At 61.3% G+C, this 22,727-nt stretch carries 19 protein-coding genes; 5 read left to right on the forward strand and 14 right to left on the reverse strand.

Features of this window, described 5'->3' with window-relative positions; genetic code table 11:
- Positions 1–1,053, reverse strand: a complete 1,053-nt coding sequence (locus NKI22_RS13035) for a substrate-binding domain-containing protein (protein ID WP_031193806.1) — start codon at positions 1,051–1,053, stop codon at positions 1–3.
- Between the two features lie 241 nt (positions 1,054–1,294).
- Between NKI22_RS13035 and NKI22_RS13040 the strand changes: the two genes are divergently transcribed.
- Complete coding sequence (locus NKI22_RS13040) at positions 1,295–2,095, forward strand: IclR family transcriptional regulator (RefSeq protein ID WP_352483665.1); 801 nt, start codon at positions 1,295–1,297, stop codon at positions 2,093–2,095.
- Positions 2,096–2,332: 237 nt separating this feature from the next.
- On the opposite strand, the gene NKI22_RS13045 is transcribed toward NKI22_RS13040, so the two are convergent.
- The 4 genes from NKI22_RS13045 to NKI22_RS13060 all read right to left on the reverse strand — a co-directional run bounded on the left by NKI22_RS13045 (position 2,333) and on the right by NKI22_RS13060 (position 9,980).
- The gene (locus NKI22_RS13045) at positions 2,333–3,775 is read right to left on the reverse strand and encodes a hypothetical protein (protein ID WP_352639592.1); all 1,443 of its coding nucleotides are present in this window, start codon (positions 3,773–3,775) and stop codon (positions 2,333–2,335) included.
- A 9-nt stretch (positions 3,776–3,784) separates the two neighbouring features.
- Entirely contained in the window at positions 3,785–5,551 is a 1,767-nt protein-coding gene (locus NKI22_RS13050) for a hypothetical protein (protein ID WP_023718477.1), read from the reverse strand.
- 322 nt (positions 5,552–5,873) lie between these two features.
- Entirely contained in the window at positions 5,874–6,242 is a 369-nt protein-coding gene (locus tag NKI22_RS13055) for a hypothetical protein (RefSeq protein WP_156948050.1), read from the reverse strand.
- Positions 6,243–6,782: 540 nt separating this feature from the next.
- Complete coding sequence (locus tag NKI22_RS13060) at positions 6,783–9,980, reverse strand: AfsR/SARP family transcriptional regulator (RefSeq protein ID WP_023718479.1); 3,198 nt, start codon at positions 9,978–9,980, stop codon at positions 6,783–6,785.
- A gap of 102 nt (positions 9,981–10,082) precedes the next feature.
- Between NKI22_RS13060 and NKI22_RS13065 the strand changes: the two genes are divergently transcribed.
- The 4 genes from NKI22_RS13065 to NKI22_RS13080 all read left to right on the forward strand — a co-directional run bounded on the left by NKI22_RS13065 (position 10,083) and on the right by NKI22_RS13080 (position 13,108).
- Positions 10,083–10,673, forward strand: coding sequence for a hypothetical protein (locus tag NKI22_RS13065; protein ID WP_352958491.1), 591 nt, complete (start codon positions 10,083–10,085; stop codon positions 10,671–10,673).
- A gap of 56 nt (positions 10,674–10,729) precedes the next feature.
- Positions 10,730–11,062 carry a hypothetical protein gene (locus NKI22_RS13070; protein ID WP_352958493.1) on the forward strand — a complete coding sequence of 111 codons (333 nt, stop codon included), beginning with the start codon at positions 10,730–10,732 and terminating at the stop codon, positions 11,060–11,062.
- A gap of 464 nt (positions 11,063–11,526) precedes the next feature.
- Positions 11,527–12,093 carry a hypothetical protein gene (locus NKI22_RS13075; RefSeq protein ID WP_156948052.1) on the forward strand — a complete coding sequence of 189 codons (567 nt, stop codon included), beginning with the start codon at positions 11,527–11,529 and terminating at the stop codon, positions 12,091–12,093.
- Between the two features lie 4 nt (positions 12,094–12,097).
- Positions 12,098–13,108 (forward strand): hypothetical protein, encoded by a 1,011-nt coding sequence (locus tag NKI22_RS13080; RefSeq protein WP_023718483.1) that lies wholly within the window; start codon positions 12,098–12,100, stop codon positions 13,106–13,108.
- Positions 13,109–13,377: 269 nt separating this feature from the next.
- Here the strand turns inward: NKI22_RS13080 and NKI22_RS13085 are convergent, their stop codons facing one another.
- From NKI22_RS13085 to NKI22_RS13125, 9 genes are all read right to left on the reverse strand, one after another.
- A complete protein-coding gene (locus NKI22_RS13085; protein WP_023718484.1) occupies positions 13,378–14,199 on the reverse strand; it encodes an IclR family transcriptional regulator in 822 nt (273 codons plus the stop codon).
- A 57-nt stretch (positions 14,200–14,256) separates the two neighbouring features.
- The gene (locus NKI22_RS13090) at positions 14,257–15,456 is read right to left on the reverse strand and encodes an aminotransferase class V-fold PLP-dependent enzyme (RefSeq protein WP_023718485.1); all 1,200 of its coding nucleotides are present in this window, start codon (positions 15,454–15,456) and stop codon (positions 14,257–14,259) included.
- Between the two features lie 28 nt (positions 15,457–15,484).
- Complete coding sequence (locus tag NKI22_RS13095) at positions 15,485–15,976, reverse strand: RidA family protein (RefSeq protein ID WP_023718486.1); 492 nt, start codon at positions 15,974–15,976, stop codon at positions 15,485–15,487.
- Positions 15,977–15,989: 13 nt separating this feature from the next.
- Positions 15,990–16,982 (reverse strand): ABC transporter ATP-binding protein, encoded by a 993-nt coding sequence (locus NKI22_RS13100; protein WP_352483667.1) that lies wholly within the window; start codon positions 16,980–16,982, stop codon positions 15,990–15,992.
- Positions 16,979–17,998 carry an ABC transporter ATP-binding protein gene (locus NKI22_RS13105; protein WP_023718488.1) on the reverse strand — a complete coding sequence of 340 codons (1,020 nt, stop codon included), beginning with the start codon at positions 17,996–17,998 and terminating at the stop codon, positions 16,979–16,981. Before NKI22_RS13105 ends, NKI22_RS13100 begins: the two co-directional genes overlap by 4 nt.
- Complete coding sequence (locus NKI22_RS13110) at positions 17,995–19,218, reverse strand: amidohydrolase/deacetylase family metallohydrolase (RefSeq protein ID WP_023718489.1); 1,224 nt, start codon at positions 19,216–19,218, stop codon at positions 17,995–17,997. The genes NKI22_RS13105 and NKI22_RS13110 overlap by 4 nt, the downstream gene beginning before the upstream one ends.
- Positions 19,218–20,081 (reverse strand): ABC transporter permease, encoded by an 864-nt coding sequence (locus NKI22_RS13115; RefSeq protein ID WP_023718490.1) that lies wholly within the window; start codon positions 20,079–20,081, stop codon positions 19,218–19,220. The genes NKI22_RS13110 and NKI22_RS13115 overlap by 1 nt, the downstream gene beginning before the upstream one ends.
- Positions 20,081–21,022: an ABC transporter permease gene (locus NKI22_RS13120; protein ID WP_023718491.1), complete on the reverse strand. Its 942-nt coding sequence runs from the start codon at positions 21,020–21,022 to the stop codon at positions 20,081–20,083. Before NKI22_RS13120 ends, NKI22_RS13115 begins: the two co-directional genes overlap by 1 nt.
- Positions 21,023–21,130: 108 nt before the next feature.
- Positions 21,131–22,669, reverse strand: a complete 1,539-nt coding sequence (locus NKI22_RS13125; protein ID WP_023718492.1) for an ABC transporter substrate-binding protein — start codon at positions 22,667–22,669, stop codon at positions 21,131–21,133.
- Positions 22,670–22,727: the final 58 nt, after the last annotated feature.

Raw genomic sequence — 22,727 nt, forward strand, 5'->3', positions numbered from 1 at the left:
TTATTTCTGGGCCAGCAGCTTCTTGAACAGATCCTCATCGAACGGCGAATAGATGTAACCGTCAGCCGGGAAATCCTTAGCCCGGGCGAGATATTCGTCGACGTTGGAATTGTCGATCACCGGCAGCGGGATCTTGACGAAAGCCGGCACATCCTTGCCGTCCAGCGCCTGTACGGCGGTGTAGGTGGCGAAAGCGCCGAGCCAGTTCGGCTGCATCGTCGCCCAGCTCTTCAAGCCCTTTTCCTTCCACAGTTCGAGGAACTGGCGCGCATTCTCGCCGGTGATCGGCACCTGGTCGCGACCCTGCTTGTCGAGCGCGAGCACGGCACCCGCCGACAGAGCGCCGCCGAGCGACAGGATGCCGTCGATTTCGGGATTGGCGAAAAGCAGACTGGTGACCGCTTCCTGGGCGGGCGCGACATTGTAGGGCGTGTTCGTTTCGGCAAGCACTTTCACATCGGGATGAGCCTTAAGCTCGGCATCGGCGCCTTTGCGCCGGTCGTCACTGACCGAAACGCCGGCTGGGCCATTGAGGATCAGAATTTTGCCCTTGCCTCCGATGGCGTCGATCAGGAACTTGGCCGCCTGATCGCCCCACTGTGAGGAATCGGTGTTGACCTTGGCGGTCACCTGGTCGGTGTCGACGAGGCTGTCGAAATTGATGATCGCGATGCCTTTGGCGCAGGCGTCCGCCAGCACGCGCGCCGGCGCGGTCGACGAGCCAGCGATCAGGATGATGGCATCGACATCGGAATCGATCATCGACTGGATCTGCTGAATCTGGACGTTGGCGTCGCCTTGGGCGTCGGTCACGACGAGCTTGTCGACCAAACCTTGCTTCTTCAAAGTTTCGACTTCGGCTTCGATCGTGCCCTGTGTCTGCTTCATCCAGGTCGGAACTGAATAGATGTTGGCCCAGCCGATCGTATACGGCGCCTTGCGGTCGCCCTTGATGCATTTAGCGGCGGCGTTGGCCTGCGAACCGGCGCCAACGCTGAGGAGAAGACCGAGGCAAAGGGCGCTGGCGGATGCGAAAAACGATGATTTGGTCATGATTGTTCCCTTCTGAGGTTATGCCTGGACGTGCGGGGTCGAGACGAGAAAACCCGCCGGTTGCCGCATCTCGGAAACCGCCCTTTTTCTCGTCAGGACTCTCTGCGCTTGGCTCTTTATTGTCCGATATTCCAGACAAGAGGCCTGTATATCGGACAGATGGGATGCTAGACTGAGCCTTGACATCTTTCAAGCGTCTTGAGACGAGGGCCGAAATGATTTTGCGCGGGGTGCGGCCCACATGAGCGATGGCGTCACTGGTTTGATCGAAAGGGAAGTCCGCGCCGAGCCGCGCAATGGCGAACGGCGCCGCGGGATTGACCGCGTCATCACGCTGCTTGAAGCGCTTCTGCGGCAGCGCGCGCCGATGCGCGTCGGCGATATCGCCAAGATGATCGGCGCGCCGCGTTCGACCACTTATGAGATCGTCAACAGCCTGCTGGAAGCCGAAATGCTCGAGAACGTCGGGACGGAAGGCTATGTCTATTTCGGAAAGGCGATGCATCTGTTCGGCTGGGCCTACTCACATCATAATGCCCATTATCGACGCATCATCGAAACCCTGGACAGACTAGGCGCGGAGACGGGCGAGACCGTCCAACTGTGTGGCCTGCGCGGGAACAAATACGTCGTCCTTGATTGCCGGGACTCGCCCGGCCCGTTCCGGATTTCAAGCGATGTCGGAGTCGAGGTGCCGATCCCGTGGACGGCGTCCGGAAGGCTGCTGCTCGGCCATATGAGCGCGCAGGAAATACAGGACTTCATTCCGCCTGGCGACTACAAGCTTCCCGACGGCCGCGTCATTGCGCCAGCCGAGTTCTTCGGCGATGTGGCTCTGGCGCGCCAGCAAGGTTTCAGCGAGACCGCCGCTCTGGCTGACCGCTTCACCTGGTGCATGGCCGCGCCCATCCGCGATGGCGACGGGGCCATCAACAAGACGCTTTGTTTCGTGTTGCCCGTCGACACGCCGGAAGCCAGGCGCAGCGAATTGCTTGCCCTGCTATGCGAGCGCGCCCGTGGATTGTCGCTGGCGGGAAGCTAGTAAAAATCGGCGCGCGAAGGTTCGGGATAGGCTCCGCTCGTTCAGCCGCAGCAGCGAGGCCGGAACCGGTATTCCGGTGGGTATGGCAAAGGCGGCAGCGCGCTCCCGCGACCACCTTTGCCCACAGTCCGCAGCGTGCCAGCACCGCAGAGTGCACGCGATGATACCGGTGCCTGGGACACCTCGTCCGGCCCGGCCACAACGCACTTACCCTCTTCATTGAGCGTCGTTGATTGCTTAGACAACGGGACGTTCCGATTCCGCCGGATCATCCATCGGCGGGAGCGGCGGCAATGGAAAGCAAAGCTCGCCTATTACCTGAACGCCCACGCCAAGCACACTTATCTGTTCGAGGTCGGACGTGCTGGATGTAGAGCCGGTTGGCGCCTGCATCAGGAAGGGACCCAGAAACGAGACGGCGTTTTGCATCGTCGTGCGGGCTTCGGCGGTCCACGAGCCGCTGAATTCCACGTTACGAACCAGAAGCAGGCCCTGAGGCAGGCAATGCGCATAGGTCTCGTCGGTCGAAGCCTTGATCATGTCGCCGCGCTTCATTCCCGGTACGTACCAATCCTCCTCGTCGACGAGGTCGGGATGCCACCATCTCGTGCCGGCGATCCGCCGGGTGATGGTGAGCATGCAATACTCGAAATGCACATGCAGTTCACTGTCCGAGGTAGTTACCTCCGTTACGACCGGGTTTTTAATGAGATCGTGAAGCTGGATTGTGGCCAATCGGTTCACGAGCGAGGTGTCCAACTGCATTTGCGTGCTGGAAGCATTTGGCTGCTCTCTGGGCGGCGAGACGTGATCTGCCTCGGCTGTGAAGTGTCGCCGGGCAGCGCGAATTCGACTGAATGTTGGCAGGGTAGCGGCCAGCGCCCGGGCGTGGAGCGGCGAAGCGGTGAGGCCACCCAGATGGTTCGCGCTGAACTGGCTCAGATTGACCGCGGTGCTTGCTGCATCCTGGATACCGAGAAACTCGACTGGCTGGGTAGCGTAGTCCGTGAGATGTGGCTGCATGCGCAGCTTTCTGACCGCTTCAACCCTTGGCACAACAGCTAATTCGGCGGCAAATGCCTTGCGCCGTTCGACCGCCTCGGAAACTGCGGTGAGGTTCGACACCACCTCTTTTGTCAACACTCGCATCTTCCATAAGTGGGGATTTGCCTTAATGGCGCCGGGTGTCTCGGTCGTGGTTGCGGTAGTGCGGGATATCCTTTGATCGAAGACATGCCAGGCCGTGCAGCTGGGCTCGGCGAAATCTGTCGGCTCGCAGCTGAATGGCAGCGCATCGGGATTGTCCCCGATATCTTTTCGTGCCTCGGCAACCATCGCGGCGATGCGCGCATAGGAAGGAGCATCAACCGGAACCCCCGGTTGCGCCCATGGGATCATCGCCAAATAGGCAGACTTGGCGGTAAGACTGCCGACAGACGAGGCGGAAACGGAGGAGGCATCGGACCGTTTCAGCCATAGCGGGTAGTCGTACTGGTCTTCCAGCCACTCCGACAGCCGCAGCGGATTGGTCACGCCATTTTGCACGATGCCATCGGCTAGCGCCTGCCCCGGATGAATGGCAAGCGCCAACGACGGGTCATTGTTGGGGTTGTAGGTCGCGATTAACGTGTCCACCACTTGCTGGCCAAGGATCGCGAGCTGATCGCTGTTCGTGCTCACAGGGACACCTCAGCCTTGCGGAGCAGCGGGCGCGTCAGCCGGTATCGCAGGCGCTCCGGCATTGGCGGCTGTCGCAGGGTTGGCCACGACTTCGGCGCTGAGTGCAGGGTCGTCCTTGCGCGGTGCGGCCGGCTGTATCTGGCCTACCCAGCCGACGATCTGCGAACCGAAAAGTTCAAGCGTTCCACCGTGTTCATTGCTGCTGAAGGAAAAACCCTGAGATGCATCGTGCTGGTTGCTGAATGCGCCGCTGCTGTCCGAATTGGAATGTTGGACCGATCCGCCGATACCGCACCAACCAACCTTGCCGCCATAGGAGGTGGAGCTGCTTTCCGTGTGTCCGCTAGCGCTGTCGACGGCGCTCTGGAATGCGCTGCCCATGCTGCCCCAGGAATTAGCGGTAATCTTCACGTTTCGAACAATCAGAAAACCCTTCGGGATCATCGGGAGCAGCTTGGGCACGTCGCCGATCTGACCTTCGATGGTCCCGTCGCTGATCGCATTCTTCTTCTGACCGGCGAGATACCAGCCGTCCATGTGGAAAAGGTCGCCAAGCAGCCATGGCCGTTCGATGCTGGCCATGAACCACTCGAATGTGACAGTTGCCGAAGAACTGCTGTCCTGATGCGACTGCCAGGAGGACTGGTCGGCATTCCAACCGTCGTTGTGGCTGGTCTCGCTGTGCGATGCATTGGCTGAGGCGCCGAAACCCAGAACGCTGTAGCCGACGCTGCCCGATGTTGATGACGACTCGTTGTTGTAGAAACTGTGTCCGAAGCTGTGTTGGCCGCCGCCACCGCTCGCCTGGTACTGTTTCGATGTGGCGGTGATTTTCATCACCCCGAAGTCATGGTTGGTGTGATCCCACCAGGAGACCGGATCGATATACGACCACGGCACCTTGATTGCCACGGCGCCACCGAGACCAACGCTATACTCGTCGTACATCTTGCGGGCCTTGGCAATCAGGGCGGCCGCGGCGCTGCCGCCGACGGACTGAAGGGTTGCAATCGCGTCGTCGATCTGTTGCCCGCCCATATCCTTGAAGTCGTTATAGGCTTGGTCGACGGCGTTCTGGTATCTGGCGCTGGTGACCGGCCATGCCTGTCCCTGGATAGGATCGGACATGGCTTGGGAGTAAGCGAGCGCGAACTCGCTGCGTGCATCTGCCAGCACCTTCTGGTTGTGTCTGTAGGCGGTGTGGCGCGGCGTATAGCCGGTAAAATTGCCGTCGGCATCCATCAGATACAATGTCTTCTGGGCATCGGCGATGCGTTTCTTGATATCGGTCGAGGGCTCAGGGATCGGTTCCGCCTGCATGCCGGCCAGGGCTGTGAAATACTCGATACTGACGGTTCGCTGGGGCCACGACACCGCAACCCCCTTGTTGGTGACCATCAACATGTCGTCAACCCGTTGAGCCGTGTTGAAGGCGCTGCTGATCGCCAATTGCAGCCTGGGATCTGGTGCCGGCATTGCGGCCAGCTGACCGGCCGGCGTCGCGGGCGTTCCGGCAGAAGGGGGAGCGGGTGGTGCTGAGAAAGCGCCCGTGGTGGAAACCGCGCCGTAGGCGCTGCCGCCGGCGGGCGTCCAGGGATTGGCATACATCTTCGGGTCGATCGGCTGGCCGACTGGAAGGTGCATGTAGACTGCCGAGCCAGACGGCGTGCCGTCGGGATTCACAAGCTGGGCCGCAACGGCGGTGTGTATCTGGTTCAGCGCGTCAAGCAGTGCTTGCGTGATGCCGCCGGTGACCTGAAGATCGTTACCAGGCATGAGAACTCTCCTTGTTTGTTGCGGCGTTGGACCATGGATCGTCACGCGGACGGGGAAAGACCAACGTCAGGTTGCGGATGTGCAAGGCCCGCGCTCCGTCGATCCGGGAGCCCTGGCCCAAGAGCAAGTTACGTCTCGTTCAGACATCGGCCGAGCAGACAATCACCAGGTCAGGAATGCCCTTGCCGGGCCCAGCCGCCTCCTTGGCTGCCGAGCATCTCCCAGCCGAAGTCTGCGGCTGTGCCTTCCGGGCACGCGTCACTAGGGCGATGGCTTCCCGCGGACCTGTGCCTGTGACAAAACCCGTGAGTGTCTGAGCCGGCTAGGCATCGACAAGGTAATCGTGATACAGCGAGTGGATACTCCGGCCATTGTCGCGGGCCTGCAGAATTCTCTCCCACAGTCCGAGATGAACCTCGCCGGGAGCGCCTTGGTGGACCACTCCGTTGAGGAACCGGATATGCCGGCGAATGTTGTCGTCGAAAGAGAGGCCTGCCGTGCGAATGTCATCATCGCCAAGCCCCTCGTCGAAGCTTCCGCCTTGCAGCTCGTCCCTGACATGACCGGACACCGCTGACAGGAAGACTTCGAAGCTGACGCCTTCCGGCAGCCCGCCTGCGGTCTGCTGGACGTTGTAGAAGTCTCTGCTGATGTAGTCGTCCTGATTGTTCTCGTCGAGAACGTGGTTCATAATCTGCCAGGTCCGGTCGCCAGCTTCGTCGGCCGAACCCTCGAAAAGATTTAATATCCGGTATGCTCTATCCTGCCATGTAGACATGTTTTGATCCTCATCGGGCTGCTTGCATGCGCGGTTTCGCGAGCGGGGTAGCCCCTCGAGGGGCCGGACGAAGCGGTTGTTTGTTTTCGACGGATTGAGTTTCTCTGACCGCAGCTTACGGATGGCTTACAGATCGAAATTTTTTGGATTCATTCGCTCTGGAAGAAACCACACGCAAGTGGATTGCATCGAAAGCCCGGTTCCGCCGGTCTATCACCCGCTCGCAGCGCGAGTAGTCTTGAACGCCGCTGGGGACACGCAGGTACGCTGCCCAAGCGCAGAGTCTATCGCTCCGGTCTCTCAGTGTTTCCGATCCCGGATTGCTGGTTAGACAAAACCCCCCCGCACACGATCGACCTGGGATTGCCCGTGAAGTTATCGGGCCGTGCAAAGAAGAGGTTCGGAGCACGCTGGCAAGACGCAGCTCACGGATGGCTTACGGGTTTTGGGCGTTCAAGATCTCAGATACGGACGCACCAGCGTGCGGATCACGTGTGAGGATTTGTATTCCCCGTTCGCTCCAACCGCCCTTTCGTAGCGCGAGAAGTCGTCTACAGCTGCGGCAGGATCACTGCTGGACAGACGTTCCCTGATGAGGGCTTGGTACACTCTTTCCGAATCTGGGTAGTACTCGAGTGCTCTCAGATAGGCTTCTCGCGCCCGGAAACCTTCTCCGGCATTCTCCCAATGTCTTCCGACGTTGATCGCCAGGTCGATATAGCCGTCCCGAACCTTGTCGGCCACCGGTATCGCCCAAGACGGAAGAGAACCCGGTGACAGTGGCGGGCCGGGGAATCTCGCCAGAAGCTGTTCCTTTTCGGGGGCTGTCGTATCCCCTTTCCTGGAAAGACCGCGGTTGAGACGGGCTTCCCAATCAGCAAGGTCGACCCACACCTTATCCGGGGGCAGACTGATCCGCCCCTCCCTCTGGACGATGAAGTCGCCCTTGCCGAGCGTCTTGCGCAGGCGGTGAAGGGCTTGCTCGCACGCCGGTTTGGCTTGATCCCCGTCGAGATCGGGCCAAAGCCAGTCATGAATGCTTTCGAGGGGACAGGTCTGGTCGCGCGCCAGGGCGAGAACCCGCAGGATATCGAGGGCACGCGTCGGCGATTTCGATCCGAGATCGAATTGAGTTCCGTCGAGCTCGATCCTGAAGCCGCCCAGTACAAAGATCTTCAGTGGCCATGGCCATTTAGCAGGCCGTCTCATTGGCGGGACGAGACGCCGCGTCTGAATGACCGAATGGCAGAGATCCGCTTCAATTCCGCGGTCAAGTGCATCCGCCAGCAGTTCGGCGAGGAGATCGGGCAGGTTGAGTAGGATTGCAGACGGGTTGACGGCCCTCAGGGCTGCCATGAACTCCGTCAGTTTCTCTTCATAAGCGGCTCCGCCCCTCCATTTCTCTTCAAAAGCGGCAGCGGCAAGAATGCAAATCTTCACCCGTTCCCGCGGGCCGCCGTCCAGCCGATCGACGACATCTGCCAACAGCGAGGCGGCCTCAGCCGGTCTTCTGTCGGCGAGAAGAACCTGGAATTTGGTGACATAATGCGGCCAGCGCTCGACCATCGGCTCGTTCGCCTCTTCGATCGCGGTCATGAACGTGTCGCAATCCCTGTAGGCTTCGACGAAGCTGCCTTGCCGCGCATGCATGGCGGCTCGGCAATCTGCGACTACGGCCACCTGAGTTGTGAAGCGGCTGTCCGCGATTTCGCCGAGCCTTGTCACGAGATCTGCGAAGCCGGCGAAATCATTGCGCAGCTTGAGCAGCAGCTGGAGATGGTAGAGACCGCTGAACTCGACGCTTTTCAGGGCTTCCCTCTCGCCCATCTCGATTGCCTTGCGAAGGGCGTCTTCGGCCGAGGCATATGGAAACCCGCGCCTCGAGAATGAAAAATACCTGCCGCTGGCGGCGCCGAAAGAGACCAACCACATGCCAAGCACCCAAGGCGTCACCTTCGGGTCGTTCAATTCGGAAGCGACGCTGTCGACCGCCTGTTCGAAGATGTCCTGCCGCCCTGACCAGACCGCATGATCAACAAGGGCTTCACTGGCAAGCAATCTCAGGTCAACCGGAACTTCACCAGTCGGATTCGACAGCTGTTGCAGGAGCTCGTCGGCGATCTTCACTCCTGCCTGTGCGGTCTCTTCGTCGGCCTCGCCGTAGTCAACCGCGCGCAACATGCCGACACCAACCAGCATCCGCTCTCTCGGGACAAGATCGGGTTGCCTCCCGCGAAGGATGGCGGCTGCCCTTCGCGTCCACCCGTCCAGGCCCCCGTGCGTCCGCCAGCTGCTTGTCTTTACGAGCACGGCGCGGATTACGGTCAGCCACTGCCCCCGCAAATCGCCGTCCTTCTCGAACGCCTCCCAAGCCCGTGAGAACCATCGCTCGGCTGCGGCGTCGTCAGGAACGTGAGCGGCCCCGATCCAGTGGAGAAGCCAGCCTTCCAGTTCTTCAGCAGGAAATCTGGTGCCCCATTCGATCAAGGTAGCCCTGCGGCCTTGGGACAGCATCGCCTCGGCGTGCTCGATGACCAACTCGCGGGCAAGCGGCCAGGCTTCTGCTTGGAGAGCCATCGATACGGCAGCGTCGACCAATCCTGCGTCGCGCAGGACCCGAGCTGCCCTTTCGCGCAAACTTGCCTGCTCTTCCGGCGGCAGCCGCGCTTCGAAGAGCCTGGACAGGTAGTCGCGCAGGAGGTCGTGGAACTGGAATCCTCCGCCTCTGAGGCCTGTTCGGGTGACCAACAGCTGCATTTGAAAGAGCCGCTCCAGCACCGGGCCGCCGACTCTGGGTCCGAGCAAGGCGTCGGCAAGACCGGAATTGATTTCGGGAAGCAGATTAAGCTTCAACAGGGTGTTCTGGTCGTCGCCTGGAACGTTCTGCAGGAACAGTCTGCCGACCACCTCCTGGAAATTTCCCTGCCCCAGAGGCATGGCGCTCATCAACTGTGGGGTACTTGATTTCTGGTTGGCGATCATGACCAGGCCGACCGCCCACCCCTTGGCGGCGGCGACCTCGATCCCCTTCTCATGGCCTGGTTCCCTGAGACCGACGAGGCAGCGTGCTTCGTCCTCCGAGAATTCCAGTGCCGTCTGGCCGATGACCGGCAGCTTGCCTGCGAGCGCGAGTTCGGCCACGCCCCCACCAGGCAGTGTACGCGATATGCAGATGCACCGGACCGTGTTGGGCAATTCCCGCAGCAGGACAGCCAGAATTTCGCGGAATTCTGGTGTATCGGCACGGTGAATATCGTCGAGGACGATGACCGTGTCCGGCACCATCTGCGCCAAGTAAGCGCGGAAGAACAGACGCGCGAATGCAGCAGCATCCTCCGCATATTCGGTTCCGAAAACAGGAAGGCTGAGTTCCCGCGCCCCAGGCGACATCGCCAGATAGTAGAACAGCCGGGCGATATCCTGGTCCTCGTCATCGACGCGATACCAGACATGCGGAGCCCGCTTTTCCTGGAGGTAATCGATGACTGCGGTGGTCTTCCCGTATCCGCCAGGGGCAGCAATCCAGCACATGCCGGATTCCAGGCACCTGTCGACCAGTGCAGCAATGCGCGGCCGCCGCGAGATTCCCGCGGGTCTTGGCATTGAAAGTTTTGCTATCGTGCCGCCGTGCACCGCCGCATCCAGATCCACCAGGCTGCACTCTTATAGCAGATGATGGGCCGGGTGCGCGTCATTTCAGCATGTAAGCCAAACGTAAGCGCGGCTCGGTCACTGTCGGCATCGTTCCAACTCATGGAGGAAACCATGCCGACCGCAACCGTTCAAACCATCTATTGTGTCCAGCCCGCCACCGGAACCGACTTCGCGGCCAACCAGGCGCTAGTCGACGCCATCATGGGCCTGACGCCGCAATTCATCCAGAACGACTTCGCCGGCAGCCTGCTGCAAGGGATCAAGTCACTGCCAAGCGTTCTTGGAGCGATCGACGCCATACGGGCCGATCCGGACAACCTGTTCATCACCACCGGGACTGAAGGCAATGTCGATGACGCTGTCTGGCCCTCTCCCGGAGCCACCAGGGAAGTCAATGCGGACCAGTCGTTCGAACCTGGCCTCGTGCTGCCGTTCGAGTATAGCCAGAATCTCTCTCTTTGGGATGAAGACGGCCCTCTTAATGGCAACGATCCACTCGGCTCCGTCACCATGGACAAGGAAGAACAAGGCATGGGTCCAATCGCCAAGATCGCCCGCTCAGCGATTGAGGGTTCGGCCTACTACGTCATTTACCGGATTGACTGGCCGCGCGACAGGCATCGGGTGATGTCCACGGTCGCCGACAACACCTCAGCGAGCAGAAAGCAGCGGGCCGTGACCACCCCGTAAGCCATTCGTAAGCTCGGGCAGGTGAGCATTCCGTCTCGCAACAAGTTGATGGAGCAATGACCATGCGTCCCTACTCACTGAACATAAGCCGCATCAAATGTCATTCGACGAACGATTATACAGGTTCTGACGACCTTGTTGGAGTGATGGGTCCTGTTCGCTTCCCGATTGGATCCTTCACTCCGGGAAACGACTACAATCTCGACATCGAACAGATCGTTCCAGCCGGTGAATTCTACCTTAATATTATCGAGACCGACCTTTCAGGCGATGACGAGATAGGGATGATCGACCTGTCCGCGATCATGGATTTCCAAACCGTGAAAAACGTGCAGGGCGCGGATGCCAGTTACGACATCACCATCCTCGTCCAATCCGTATCAGACTAGCTCTAGCATGCGCGATCCGCACTCGAAGCAGGATCGCGCCTGCTCCGCCTTGGATGTCTGGTGCCTCCGGCGAGGGTGGCCTCTCCGCGCCAGGAACTGCTCCGAACTCAAGCTCGGCGAGCGATCCGGTTCCGATCGAGCTTCTTGACATGCATGGATCGGTTCCGGTCGGACCGTTCTTTGAAGACCTTGCAGAGAAGGTCATGGACATCAAAGACGTCTGGGAGCTGTTCCCGGGGCGGAGCGCCCGGCCCTGTAATTTTGGTTCCGAAACGGGAACTCGACAGATGGCTTGGGGTAGCGCCTCCCGACGACGCTTGAGCCTTCCTGCTAGGAATGTGGGGAGGACGCCGCCAACTAGCCCCTTAGACTGCACTCTGGCGGCCAGATAGAATCATGCAGATTATACTCTGCTGAACTGGTTTATTTAAGAGTAATGCCAATAGGCCCATCAGGAGATTGAAATGCTTACTCAAGTAACCGTACCTTACTCTCCCGGCTACGACTATGGAAAAGGTGTCGATCTTGCGACGGGTAGTCCGATGGGTCATGTCGTCGATGGCGCATTTTCCGGCGTCGACGATGCAATGGGGTCCATATCTTCATTCGACATACGCCGTATTCACACCACCGCCGAACTCGAAAAGTCGCTGAGCATCAATGTCGAAGCGAGCGGCGGGTGCGGGTGCTTCTCCGCGTCCGGAAGGTTTGACTTCGCCCAAAGTTCCAAGATCCAGAGCAGTTCCCTGTTCCTGCTCATCTCCGCCAAAGTAACGCTGCCCTTTCACGGCATCGACGAACCAAAGCTGAGCGGCTCGGCGGCGGCGATATCGAGCAATCCCGAGCTCTTCCAATCACGCTACGGGAACATGTTCGTGAACGGGGTAGGACGCGGCGGGATGTTCCTGGCCGTCCTGCAGATGGATACAGCCAGTTCCGAGGAGGCCCAAGCCGTTTCGATGGAGTTGTCGGGGTCCTACGGGCTGTTTTCTGCCGACGCCAAGATGAAAATGGCAGAGGCATTTCCATGAAGACGTGCGCACGACCGTCTACCACGAAGGCGGCCCGATCAATCTGATCATGGGGGACGTAACGGATCCCAGCCAGATGTATGGGCTTCTCCAGCAATGGCTGAACGCATTCCAGACCGATCCGAACGCCAATGCCGTTCCTTATTTCGTCACCCTAGCTCCAATCTCCATCGCAGATGGACCGATCCCGCCGAACGCAGCGCAGGTCCGGCAAGCCCAGGATGTTCTGGTTGAGTGCGCGAAGGAGCGCAGCAGCCGGCTAGACCAGATGAACCTGATGGACTTCATTACGCTCAATCCAGGCAAGTTCACCTTCACGGCACCGACAACCCTGCAGATGGTTCAGGAGGCATTCCGTGGTTTCCAAGTCGATATAGACATCATCGCGCAAGCCGCCGCCGCGGCGATCAACGATCCTAAAACAGCGTGCCTGCCGGTTGATTTCGCCGCGAAGCAGACGCCGGCCCGGCGTTTCCCGCAAGGGCTGACGCCCGATCCATTTCCGGAAGGCGCGAAGGGGCTGAAAAGCGTTTATGCAGACAAGGGAAAAATGATGGTCAGCCGCGACGCGTTGTTGAGCGGGATGCGAGAACTAGAGCCAGACGGCCCCGCCAAGACCGGGTTTGATATTGGCGTCGCGATGCCCGGAGCAGACACGCTATGGGGCCCGGGAAAGCAGCTTTTCATGGATGGCCTTGATGCTGACGAGCGCGTTGGCTGCGAGGATTCAGCGTTCTTCATTGTCGCCCGGAATGCGCAACTCGGCCTCGCGACCGTCGGCGCGAAGATCGCGGAGAAGACCTCGACGGATGCCTTTAAGGCTGCCCGCACTGCAGAGCCGCCCGGCATGTACACTCTGGGCTTCGACATCGCCTCGGGCCTCTTCGGCGACGCGAGGCTCGGCGCGCGCGGCCACACCGCACGGGGCCCCGGATCCCTGGGGATCAGGGCAGCCCTCGACCCGAGAGGTCAGCGCGGCTTTGATGCAGCGATGACGCTGTACTCGGTTGCCTGACGACGGGAGCGTCTGATCAACAGGCCAGAGAGCACATTCTCGTTTCACTGCTCAAGCCTGTCAGGCACCGAAAACCACCAGATCGGCCAGCTTGAAGATGCGAGCGCAGGCTTGATTGGAACGGCTGGAGACTCGGCGCCCGTCGGTTCAATGCGTCAAATTTTCGTCTGGACGGGCTGCTGAGCCCAATGGGATCATTTCTGGTTCGGTGAGCGGGATGTGCAGAAACGCACCATCCCGTGATTTTGCCAACTCGCGCCGGGCGTTCGTTATGGCCGGTCGGTTCGCCAACCGAGCCGCGACTCGATGCGGCGCGCACTGATCTTGACCATCGTAATCAAATCCGGGTTCTTTTGCTTCAGCTTCACATCCGGGACGACGATCGAGATCGTGGCACGGCAGGCTCCTTGGTTGTCACGGATGGGAGCCGCAATGCAGGCAACTGAAAAGTCAGATTCACCAGCCTGGATCGACAGGCCCTGCTCCAGTGCTGTGGCGGCCGCCCGAGCGAGCACATCCTCGTCCGTCTCGGCGCGTCCGGTCGGAGATGCGATCGCGGATCGAGCGAAAATGGCGCGGCGTTCGGCTTCCGGCAAATGGCCGACGAGCAGCCGACCCGACGCGGTCCAGTTCAGCGGCGTCCGGGTCCCGACGCGAGATGTAACCTGGAAATGATCTTTGCCCTCTTCCATCGCAAGCACGACCATATGGTCACCGTCACGGCCGCATAGCTGGATCGTCTCTTTCGAACTCTGAGCCAGTTCGTGCATCTCCTGCGTTGCCACGTTGAGCAGGTCCAATGTGCGAGCGTAGGTCAGGCCGTACTGATAGAGCCGCGGACCCAGCCAGAGCAGGCCGCCGTCCTTGCGGTCCAGCAGTTCCTTTTCGACCAGATCGTCGACGATGACGTAGATCGTCGACAGGGGGGCGCCGATGTCGTGCGCAATCTCATATGCAGTTGCTGGCCGCCCCTGCTTTTGCAGATAGTCGAGTATCTGCAGCGCACGGTCGATACCGCTGGTGCGCGAGCGGCGGGGTTCCCGCGGGTCTTCGGCGGGGTTCAGGTGCAGGTCGGGCGCTATCGTGGGCATGGCATTCTCGGTTTTGCGGGCACTGTAAGGCAGCCGGGGCATTTACCACAGCCAGCCTCAATCCGGCCAGTTGAGGATCGCAGCCTCGCGGGCCATGAGACGCTCGTTCCATGGTGTGGCGATGATCGCATTCGACTTGCGCGCGCCATCAAGCTCCTCGGCAAGCCGTGCCGCCACAATGAATTCTTCGTCGGGATGCAAATTGCATGGATCGAGGAAGAAATAGCCGTGCTCGACTTCATGATCGCGGACGACCACCGGCGGATTGCCAGCTGCCAGCCGGTCGGCCAGATCCCAGGCTGTAATGCGCGATTCGGCGGCATTCACCCACACCTTCAAGCGATCGAGCGGATTGCTGGTCGGGTCGGGTACGATAGCGGCGGTGACGCCAGGCCGCCCCTCGAGTGCTTGCGCCCAGCAGTCGAGCGCTCGGCGTTCGCGAGCGCGAATACCCTCATGGTCACGCGTTTTCCAGGCCTGGAGAGCAGCGAGCGCACCGACGATGCCTTCCTTGCCGACCTTCATGCCGCGCCCGATGCCCCGGTTCTGCAAGTAGACGTCGCGCACCCGCGCCTTCGTGCCTGCGACGATACCGGATGTCGGGCCGCCCAGGAATTTGTGACCCGAATACAGCACCAGATCGGCTCCGCTGGCGAGAAAGCCCGCCAGATCGTATTCGGACGCTGCGTCGACGATGACCGGGACCCCGCGTGCACGGGCGGTTTCGACGAACATCTTCAGCGGGATTTGCCCATACTCGACGACATGGTGCGACACGACGTAGATTGCTGCAGCAGTGCGCTCGGTGATAGCGCCTGAGAGCTGATACGCCGAGGCGCTGGTCGCCTGACCGACCGGCACGACCTTGGCGCCGGCGAGACGGATCGCCTGTTCGATCGGTGCGCCGTAGCTGACCATGTGGCCGGACTGGATGACGATCTCGTCTTTCAGTCCAGCGGTATCCGGCAGCCGTTCGATCGCGGCAAGGTCCGGGCCCGTCATGCTGGCCGCCACGGCCAGGCTGATTGCCGCGGAACAGGAGGCGGTGATGAAACCGGCCTCCGCGCCCGTCAATTCGGCGATCACGGCGCTGGCCTTGCGATGCAGATCGGCCATTTCGACAAACTCGGTGAGAATGCCGGACACAGCCTCGACAGCCGTGGGAACGACAATGGAGGCGCCGAGCGAGGTCATCGTGCCTGAGACGTTGATGACGGGCCTGAGGCCCAACTGGCTGCGGATATCTTCGACAGGCATGGTCTTGTGCTCCGACTATTCGATGCGACTAATCAACGGCGATGACGGCTTCAATTTCGACGCTGATCCCTCCCGGCAGTGATCCGTGACCGACCGCAGAGCGGGCATGGGTGCCGCGCTCGCCGAAAACGTCAATGAGCAGGTCCGAGCAGCCGTTGATCACTGCGGGGTGATCGGCGAAATCCGGCGTGGCGTTTACCATGCCGAACAGCTTTACCACACGTCGCACGCGGCACAGATCGCCGAGCGCTGCGTGCATGACGGCAATGAGGTTGACACCGGTCAGCCGCGCATGGGCATAGGCCTGATCCACGGTCACGTCGGCACCGACCTTGCCCGTATAGACCCGGCCGTCGGCCTCACTCGGCCCCTGGCCGGACAGGAACAGCAGCTTGCCCTCCTGCACGTGTGTGACAAAATTGGCGATCGGCGGCGGCGCCTCGGGCAGCGTTATTCCAAGCGCCAAAAGCCGGTCGTAGGGCGTGCTTTCCGGTCGCTTCATGAGCTCGGAAAAAGTCATACACAAACTCCAATCAGATCGTTTTTTGGTTGTGCCGGATGCAGGCCACGTGATGCCCGCCGCCGATATCGTCGACGGGCGGAATGATCCCGGCGCAGGCAGCAATTGCGTCCGGACAGCGGGTGCGGAAGACGCAGCCGGAAGGCGGGTCAATCGGGCTTGGAATGTCACCACGCAAGGCGACGTGAGTGCGTCGGCGGGTCGGGTCGGGCACGGGTGCTGTCGCCAGCAATGCCTTGGTGTATGGGTGCCGCGGCGCGGCGTAGAGAAGACGGCTCGGACCACGCTCCATGACGCGGCCGAGATACATCACCACCACTTCGTCGCAAAGGTATTCGACCACCGAGAGGTCATGCGCGATGAACAGCAGCGTCAGGCCGAGCCGCTTTTGCAACTCACCGAGCAAGTTGAGCACCTGCGCCTGCACCGACACGTCAAGCGCCGAGACCGGCTCGTCGGCGACGACGAATTCCGGCTCGACGGCGAGCGCGCGTGCAATGCCGATGCGCTGGCGCTGGCCGCCGGAGAATTCGTGCGGGTAGCGCGTGGCGTGATCAGGCGACAGGCCGACCAGGGTCAGCAGTTCGGCGACCCTGTCGGCACGTCGCTTGCCTCGCGGAAAGCCGCGCGCGTCGAGTGCCTCGCCGATGATGGCGGCGATGCGCATGCGCGGGTTGAGGCTGGAGAATGGATCCTGGAACACGATCTGCAGCTTTTGCCGATAGCCGCGCATTTCACGTGCGGACAGCGAAAACAGATCGACGCCGTCGAACAGCGCTTTGCCTCTGGTCGGCTCCACCAGCCTGAGGATGGCGCGCCCGGCGGTGGTCTTGCCGGAGCCGGACTCGCCGACCAGCCCGACCGTCGAGCCGCGTCCGACATCGAAGCTGACATCCTCGACAGCATGAACGATGCGGCCATTGCGGGCGGGAAAGTGCTTTGTCAGACCCTGCACGCTGAGCAATGGCGCAGTCGCCGCACGACTTGGTATCACCCCGGCGCTCACAGCTCTGCACTCCTGATGCAACGGGAAGCGCCGTGCAGTCCTGCCGGCATCAATGGCGGCGGTGCCGCGCGACAGGGCGCAATGGCGAAGTCACAGCGCGGCTCGAAGGCGCAACCCGGCGGCAATGCGGTGATCGGCGGCACGCTGCCGGGAATGGAATAGAGCGCCCGGCGCTTGCCGTCGTCACCGATGTCGCGCGCGGCATTGGGCGTGCAGGCCAGCAGCCCTCTCGTGTAGGGATGGCGCTGGTGCGCAAACAGGTGGTTGACCGGTGCCTGCTCGACGACACGGCCGCCGTACATGACGACGACATCATGGGCGATCTCGGCGACGACACCGAGATTGTGGGTGATGAAAAGGATCGACATGCCCATCTCGACCTGCAGGCGACGCAAGAGATCGAGGATCTGCGCCTGGATGGTGACGTCGAGGGCCGTAGTCGGCTCGTCGGCGATCAGCAGCGACGGACTGCAGGCGAGTGCCATGGCGATCATGACGCGCTGGCGCATGCCGCCGGACATCTGGTGCGGATAGTCGTCGAGCCGCGAGACGGCGTCCGGAATCTCGACATGCTTCAGCATGGCGAGCGCACGGCTGCGCGCTTGCTCCCGGGTCACCGGCTCGTGCAGCGCGATCATTTCGCCGATCTGATCGCCGACCGTTAAGAGCGGGTTGAGGCTGGTCATCGGCTCTTGGAAAATCATCGCGATTTCCCGACCGCGGACCTTGCGGAATTCCTTCTGGGTAAATCCGGCGAGGTCGTGGACACGCTCCTGCCGATCGCGGAACAATATCTGGCCGCCGGCGATCCTTCCGGGCCGTGACAGCAGGCCCATGATCGACAGGCTGGTCACCGACTTGCCGGAACCGGATTCTCCGACCACGGCCAGAGTCTTGCCGTGCTTCAGGTCGAAGGTGACGCCATCGACCGCCTTGGCGGTAAGACGGCGGGTCTGAAACCAGGTCCGCAAGTCCCGAACCGACAGGATGACGTCGCTGGCGATCGCGCCGCTCATGATTTCCACCCGCAATGCGGACAGACGTGCACACTGCCCGCAGAACCTTCCGGCGGCAGGTGGCGGTGGGCAATGATCGCCTCGGCACCGAGGATAGCGTGGCGAGGCTCGAACAGCCGGTGCAGCGTACTTGTCGCCCCTTGCGAATCCTTCACGGTGAGCTCGGCGTCGGCGAGGTCGAACAAAGTGAATTCTGCCGGCCTGCCCTTTTCCAGCAGTCCGTCGGCGGGCAACCGGATGGCGCGGCGCGGCGCCGTCGTCGAGGCCGTCACCACATCGTCGAATGCCATGCCGAGCGACAACAGCTTCGACATGGTGGTTGCCATATCCCACACCGCGCCGTCGAGCGAGCGGTTGTGCAGATCGGTCGAGATCGTCTTCGGCGGCAGACCGCGCTCGAGCGCCGCCTTGGCGACATCGAAGGAGAACGAGGCGCCGCCGTGGCCGACATCAAGCACAATGCCGCGCTGCGCCGCATCCTCGGCGAGCCGATAAAGATCGTCGTCCTCGATGATCGAGCCGCCGGCCTTGCCATTGAAGCAATGAGTGACGATGTCGCCTTCGCTCAGCAGGCCGAGAACATCGTCATAGAGTGGCGGCGGCTCACCAACGTGCACCATCAGCGGCAGCTTGAGGATGCGGCTGAGCTTCTTCGCCAGCCGGACCGGCGTCAGGTCCCAGCCGCCGGTAATGACGTGGCTGGCACGCACCTTCAGTCCGACGATGACGTCGCGGTTGGCCTCGACGGTTGCAATGGTGCGGTCGATGTCGATCGAGCGCATGTCGGTCAGCTCGCTGACACGGTTGCAGGCGACGAGACCGATCGAACCTATGTTCAGGAACGCGTATATATTCTCTCGCGCCGGCTCTATAATGAACTCGCGAAAGCCGTGGAAATTGGCTTCGCCGGCTGAGCCGGCATCGACCATCGTGGTGACGCCTCGGGCGGCGCCACATTGCTGCGGCCGCAGCGAAATGTCGGTGCCGCCGTACCAGACATGCACGTGAAGATCGGTCCAGCCGGGCGACAGGAACGCGCCATTGGCGTCAAGCATCGTCACATCCTCGCCGGCGGCAATGGTCGAACCGGTTTCGGCGATACGGCCATCCTTGCCGATCAGCACGTCGATCGTCTGGCCAAACTCGCCGCCGAAGCCGACTGGTTTTGCGCCCCGGATCAACAGCGGCCTTTCGGTTTGGGAAGAGCGATTGCTGAACATCAGATGTCCTTTGCGAGACGAGGGTCGAGAAGATCGCGCAAGCCGTCGCCGACGAGCTGCAGCGACAGCACGGTGATGACGATGGCGCCGCCCGGAAACATCATGATCCAGCCGGCCTGATCCATGTATTGACGGCCGGTGGCGATCATTGTGCCCCAGGTCGGGATGTCGGGCGATATGCCAACGCCGAGGAAGGACAGACCGGCCTCGGCCAGGATGGCGTTGGCGAAGATGAAGGTTGCCTGCACCAGCAATGGAGAGGTGACGTTGCGCAGTACGTGCCGCACCAGGATAATCGGCGTCGGCACGCCGAGTGCGCGGGCCGCCTCGACATAGGGCAGTTCGCGAATGACCAGCGTCGAGGCGCGCACGACGCGTGCGAGCCGCGGCGCATAAACCACACCGAGGGCGACCACGACATTGACGGCGGTGGCGCCAAGTGCCGCCACGAGTGCAATTGCGAGCAATATGTCGGGAAAAGCCATCATGGCGTCGATCAACCGCGACACCGGCGCGTCGAGCCTTCTGAAGAAGCCGGAAGTCAGTCCCAAAACGACACCGATGATCGAGGCGAAGATCACGACAGCAAAGCCGACCGCCAGCGAAGTGCGCGCGGCGTAGAGCGTGCGGGTAAAGATATCGCGCCCGAGATCGTCGGTGCCGAACAGGTGGTCGAGGCTCGGCGGATGCAGCCGACTGGCAATGGAGAGCTTAGTCGGTGCGTAGGGGGCGATGACCGGCGCGAGGATCGCGGCGAGCACGATGGCGATCAGTACGGCGATGCCCACCGCCGCCGTCGGCCGCGTCATCAGCCGCGAAAGCATATTTGGCTCCGCCTGGAGCGGCACCGAGATAGCGGCCATCAGTAGCGAACCCTCGGATCGACAGCCAGATAGAGCATGTCGATGGCGAAATTGACCAGGACGTACAGCCCGGCAATGACCAGCAGCGCGCCTTGGATAACCGGATAGTCGCGCCGTAACACCGCCGAGACGACCAAGCTGCCGACGCCGGGCAGGCCGAACACCGTCTCGGTCACCACCGCACCGGAAATGAGCAGTGCCGCGGTCAGGCCGATGACGGTGAGGATGGGGATCAAGGCATTTCTGAAGGCATGCTTCAGCACCACACGCCATTCGCTCATGCCTTTGGATCGGGCGGTCCGCACATAGTCGTCATTGAGCACGTCGAGCATCGAGGCACGCGTGAAGCGGGTGATCAGTGCCGAGCTTATGAGACCGAGCGCCAGCGCCGGCAGCACCAGATGGTCAAGCCGGTCGGCAAACGAAGCTCCCGGCCCGCCATAGCCAGATGTGTCGAACCAGCCGAGCTTCACGGCGAAGAACTGAATGAACACAAGGCCGAGCCAGAAGCTCGGCACGCTGGCTGCGAACATGGCAATGGTGGTTGCTGCCTGGTCGAAGATAGAGCCGCGCTTATAGGCCGACAGGATTCCGACCGGCAGCGCGATGAGCGTTGCGATTACCAGGGAGAAGACGGTGAGAAAAAACGTCGGTTCGGCGCGTTGGGCGAGCGCGGTCGTGACCGGCTCGCCGAGGAAGATCGACTGGCCGAAGTCGCCTTGGACGACATCGAGAACGTAGCGCCCGAACTGTTCGAGGATGGAACCGTCGAGCCCGAGCTTGGACCGCAGCGCGGTTATATCGGCGGCGGTGGCGTCTGGACCCAGCATAACTGCCGCCGGATCGCCGGGCGTCACCCGTACGATGACGAACACGATGGTGACGACCAGCGCCATGACGACGATCATGCCGAGAAGTCTGTTGAGGATTGAGTGCAGCATCGGCGTTATAGCATCCCTGAGCAACCATCGAACGGTTTGCTGGGCGCCGGCTTTGTCGGCCGGCACCCGGTCGCCTGTCGTTGAGTGGAGGCGGAAAGCAGGACCGTCTCAGTTGCCTTCCAGATAAGCGTTCCAGAAATAGGGCCATGGCGCCGGCGTCACGGCTTTCAGCTTGGGGGCCTGGGCGGCCAAGGCGTTGAAGTCGCCGACCTTGAACGCTGGAACCTCGTCGTAGATCGCCTTCTGGACATCTGCGAACAGCGCGACGCGCTTGGCCGGATCGGCTTCGGCGTTGAACGCCTCAAGCACCTGGTGCTTGCGATCCGAAACCCACCAACCCGGAGAGGAGTCCGACATTATGCCGGTCAGCGACGGCTCGGGCAGGAACGGACTGTGGCTAATGTAGATGTCCCACAGCGCCGGGTCGGTGCGGTTCTTGGTCAGCGTCGCCCATTCGACCACGTCGAGCTGGACCTGGAAGCCGGCGGCTTTCAGATACTCGGCCGCGACCTGCGCCAGCTTGTAGTGGAACTCGTATTGGCGGCTGGTGAGGATGCGCAAAGGCTTGCCGTCATAGCCGGCTTCCTTCAGCAGCGCCGCAGCCGCCTCAGTGTCGCCATCGGGCTTGTAGGGCTCGGTGCCGGCGTCCGTGTGCCAGGCAAAGCCTTCGGGATACATGTCGCCGTCGGCTGCGAAGAACTCCTTCGATCCGAATGCGGCGAGCAGCATGTCGTTCGGCGCCAGCGCTGCTTGTATCGCCTTGCGGATGCGAATGTCGGAATTCAGCCCCTGCTTGGTATTGAGGACGAATACCGGCCAACCGAACGGCTTCAAGATGACCGGCTGGGTCTTGCCACCCGAGATCTTGTCAAAGGACTCGACCGGCAGCGAGTCAACATAGGCGAACTGGCCGGAGACAGCGCCTTCGACGCGCGTGTTCGCATCGGGAACCGGCACGAAACGGATTTCGTCGAGATACTGTTTTCTGGCGCCACCATAGCCGTTGGGTTCGCCGTCGCGCGACTTGTAGCCGTCGAACCGGGCAAGCTGGATGTACTGGTCCGGCTTGCGTTCCTTCAACATATAGGGGCCGGTACCGACGAAGCTGGTCAGCGGCTCCTGTCCCACGTTTTCGGACGGGATGATGATTGCGGCCGCATTGTTGAGTGAGAGCAGCGACAGAAGTGGCGCGAACGGCTTTTTCAGGGTGAGCTTGACGGTGTGGTCGTCAACGGCGTCGACCGTGGCGATGACTTCGGCTGCCTGCTTGCCGCGCGTGGCAATCTTCATCCAACGCTGCAGCGAAGCGACCACGTCGGCCGAATTCATATCGCTGCCGTCGTGGAACTTAACGCCGGTTCTGAGCGCGATGGTGTAGGTACGGCCATCCGGTGAAATCTGTGGCATTTCGGCGGCCAACAGCGGCGTGATGCCCCAGTCCTTGTCGAAGGTATAGAGCGTCTCGTAGATGTGCTGCGTGACAATGCCAACCAGATCGGCGGTCGAGGCCATCGGATCCAGTGTCGGCGGCTCCCCAATGGTCGCCACATCAATCACTCCACCTCTAGCGGGCTCGGCCCAGGCAGCGCCTGTCGCCGGCAGCATAAGCGCGGCGAGTGAAGCGACGATTTGCAAAAAACGCTTCATCTTGGTTCCCTTCGCTCTGTTCCATAGTAATGGAATTTATATCCTAGTTACGGACGAA

Origin of the sequence: Mesorhizobium sp. M0778 (genome assembly GCF_040320105.1) — a bacterium.
In the GTDB taxonomy this organism is placed as follows: domain Bacteria; phylum Pseudomonadota; class Alphaproteobacteria; order Rhizobiales; family Rhizobiaceae; genus Mesorhizobium.

Excerpts from the sequence above, each read along its gene's own strand:
- NKI22_RS13085 (WP_023718484.1), bottom strand. The coding sequence starts at position 14,199 with ATGCCCACGATAGCGCCCGACCTGCACCTGAACCCCGCCGAAGACCCG.
- NKI22_RS13125 (WP_023718492.1), bottom strand. The coding sequence starts at position 22,669 with ATGAAGCGTTTTTTGCAAATCGTCGCTTCACTCGCCGCGCTTATGCTG.
- NKI22_RS13055 (WP_156948050.1), bottom strand. The coding sequence starts at position 6,242 with ATGAACCACGTTCTCGACGAGAACAATCAGGACGACTACATCAGCAGA.
- NKI22_RS13075 (WP_156948052.1), top strand. The coding sequence starts at position 11,527 with ATGCTTACTCAAGTAACCGTACCTTACTCTCCCGGCTACGACTATGGA.
- NKI22_RS13090 (WP_023718485.1), bottom strand. The coding sequence starts at position 15,456 with ATGCCTGTCGAAGATATCCGCAGCCAGTTGGGCCTCAGGCCCGTCATC.
- NKI22_RS13040 (WP_352483665.1), top strand. The coding sequence starts at position 1,295 with ATGAGCGATGGCGTCACTGGTTTGATCGAAAGGGAAGTCCGCGCCGAG.
- NKI22_RS13105 (WP_023718488.1), bottom strand. The coding sequence starts at position 17,998 with ATGAGCGGCGCGATCGCCAGCGACGTCATCCTGTCGGTTCGGGACTTG.
- NKI22_RS13110 (WP_023718489.1), bottom strand. The coding sequence starts at position 19,218 with ATGTTCAGCAATCGCTCTTCCCAAACCGAAAGGCCGCTGTTGATCCGG.
- NKI22_RS13050 (WP_023718477.1), bottom strand. The coding sequence starts at position 5,551 with ATGCCTGGTAACGATCTTCAGGTCACCGGCGGCATCACGCAAGCACTG.
- NKI22_RS13065 (WP_352958491.1), top strand. The coding sequence starts at position 10,083 with ATGGAGGAAACCATGCCGACCGCAACCGTTCAAACCATCTATTGTGTC.
- NKI22_RS13035 (WP_031193806.1), bottom strand. The coding sequence starts at position 1,053 with ATGACCAAATCATCGTTTTTCGCATCCGCCAGCGCCCTTTGCCTCGGT.
- NKI22_RS13120 (WP_023718491.1), bottom strand. The coding sequence starts at position 21,022 with ATGCTGCACTCAATCCTCAACAGACTTCTCGGCATGATCGTCGTCATG.
- NKI22_RS13115 (WP_023718490.1), bottom strand. The coding sequence starts at position 20,081 with ATGGCCGCTATCTCGGTGCCGCTCCAGGCGGAGCCAAATATGCTTTCG.
- NKI22_RS13070 (WP_352958493.1), top strand. The coding sequence starts at position 10,730 with ATGACCATGCGTCCCTACTCACTGAACATAAGCCGCATCAAATGTCAT.
- NKI22_RS13095 (WP_023718486.1), bottom strand. The coding sequence starts at position 15,976 with ATGACTTTTTCCGAGCTCATGAAGCGACCGGAAAGCACGCCCTACGAC.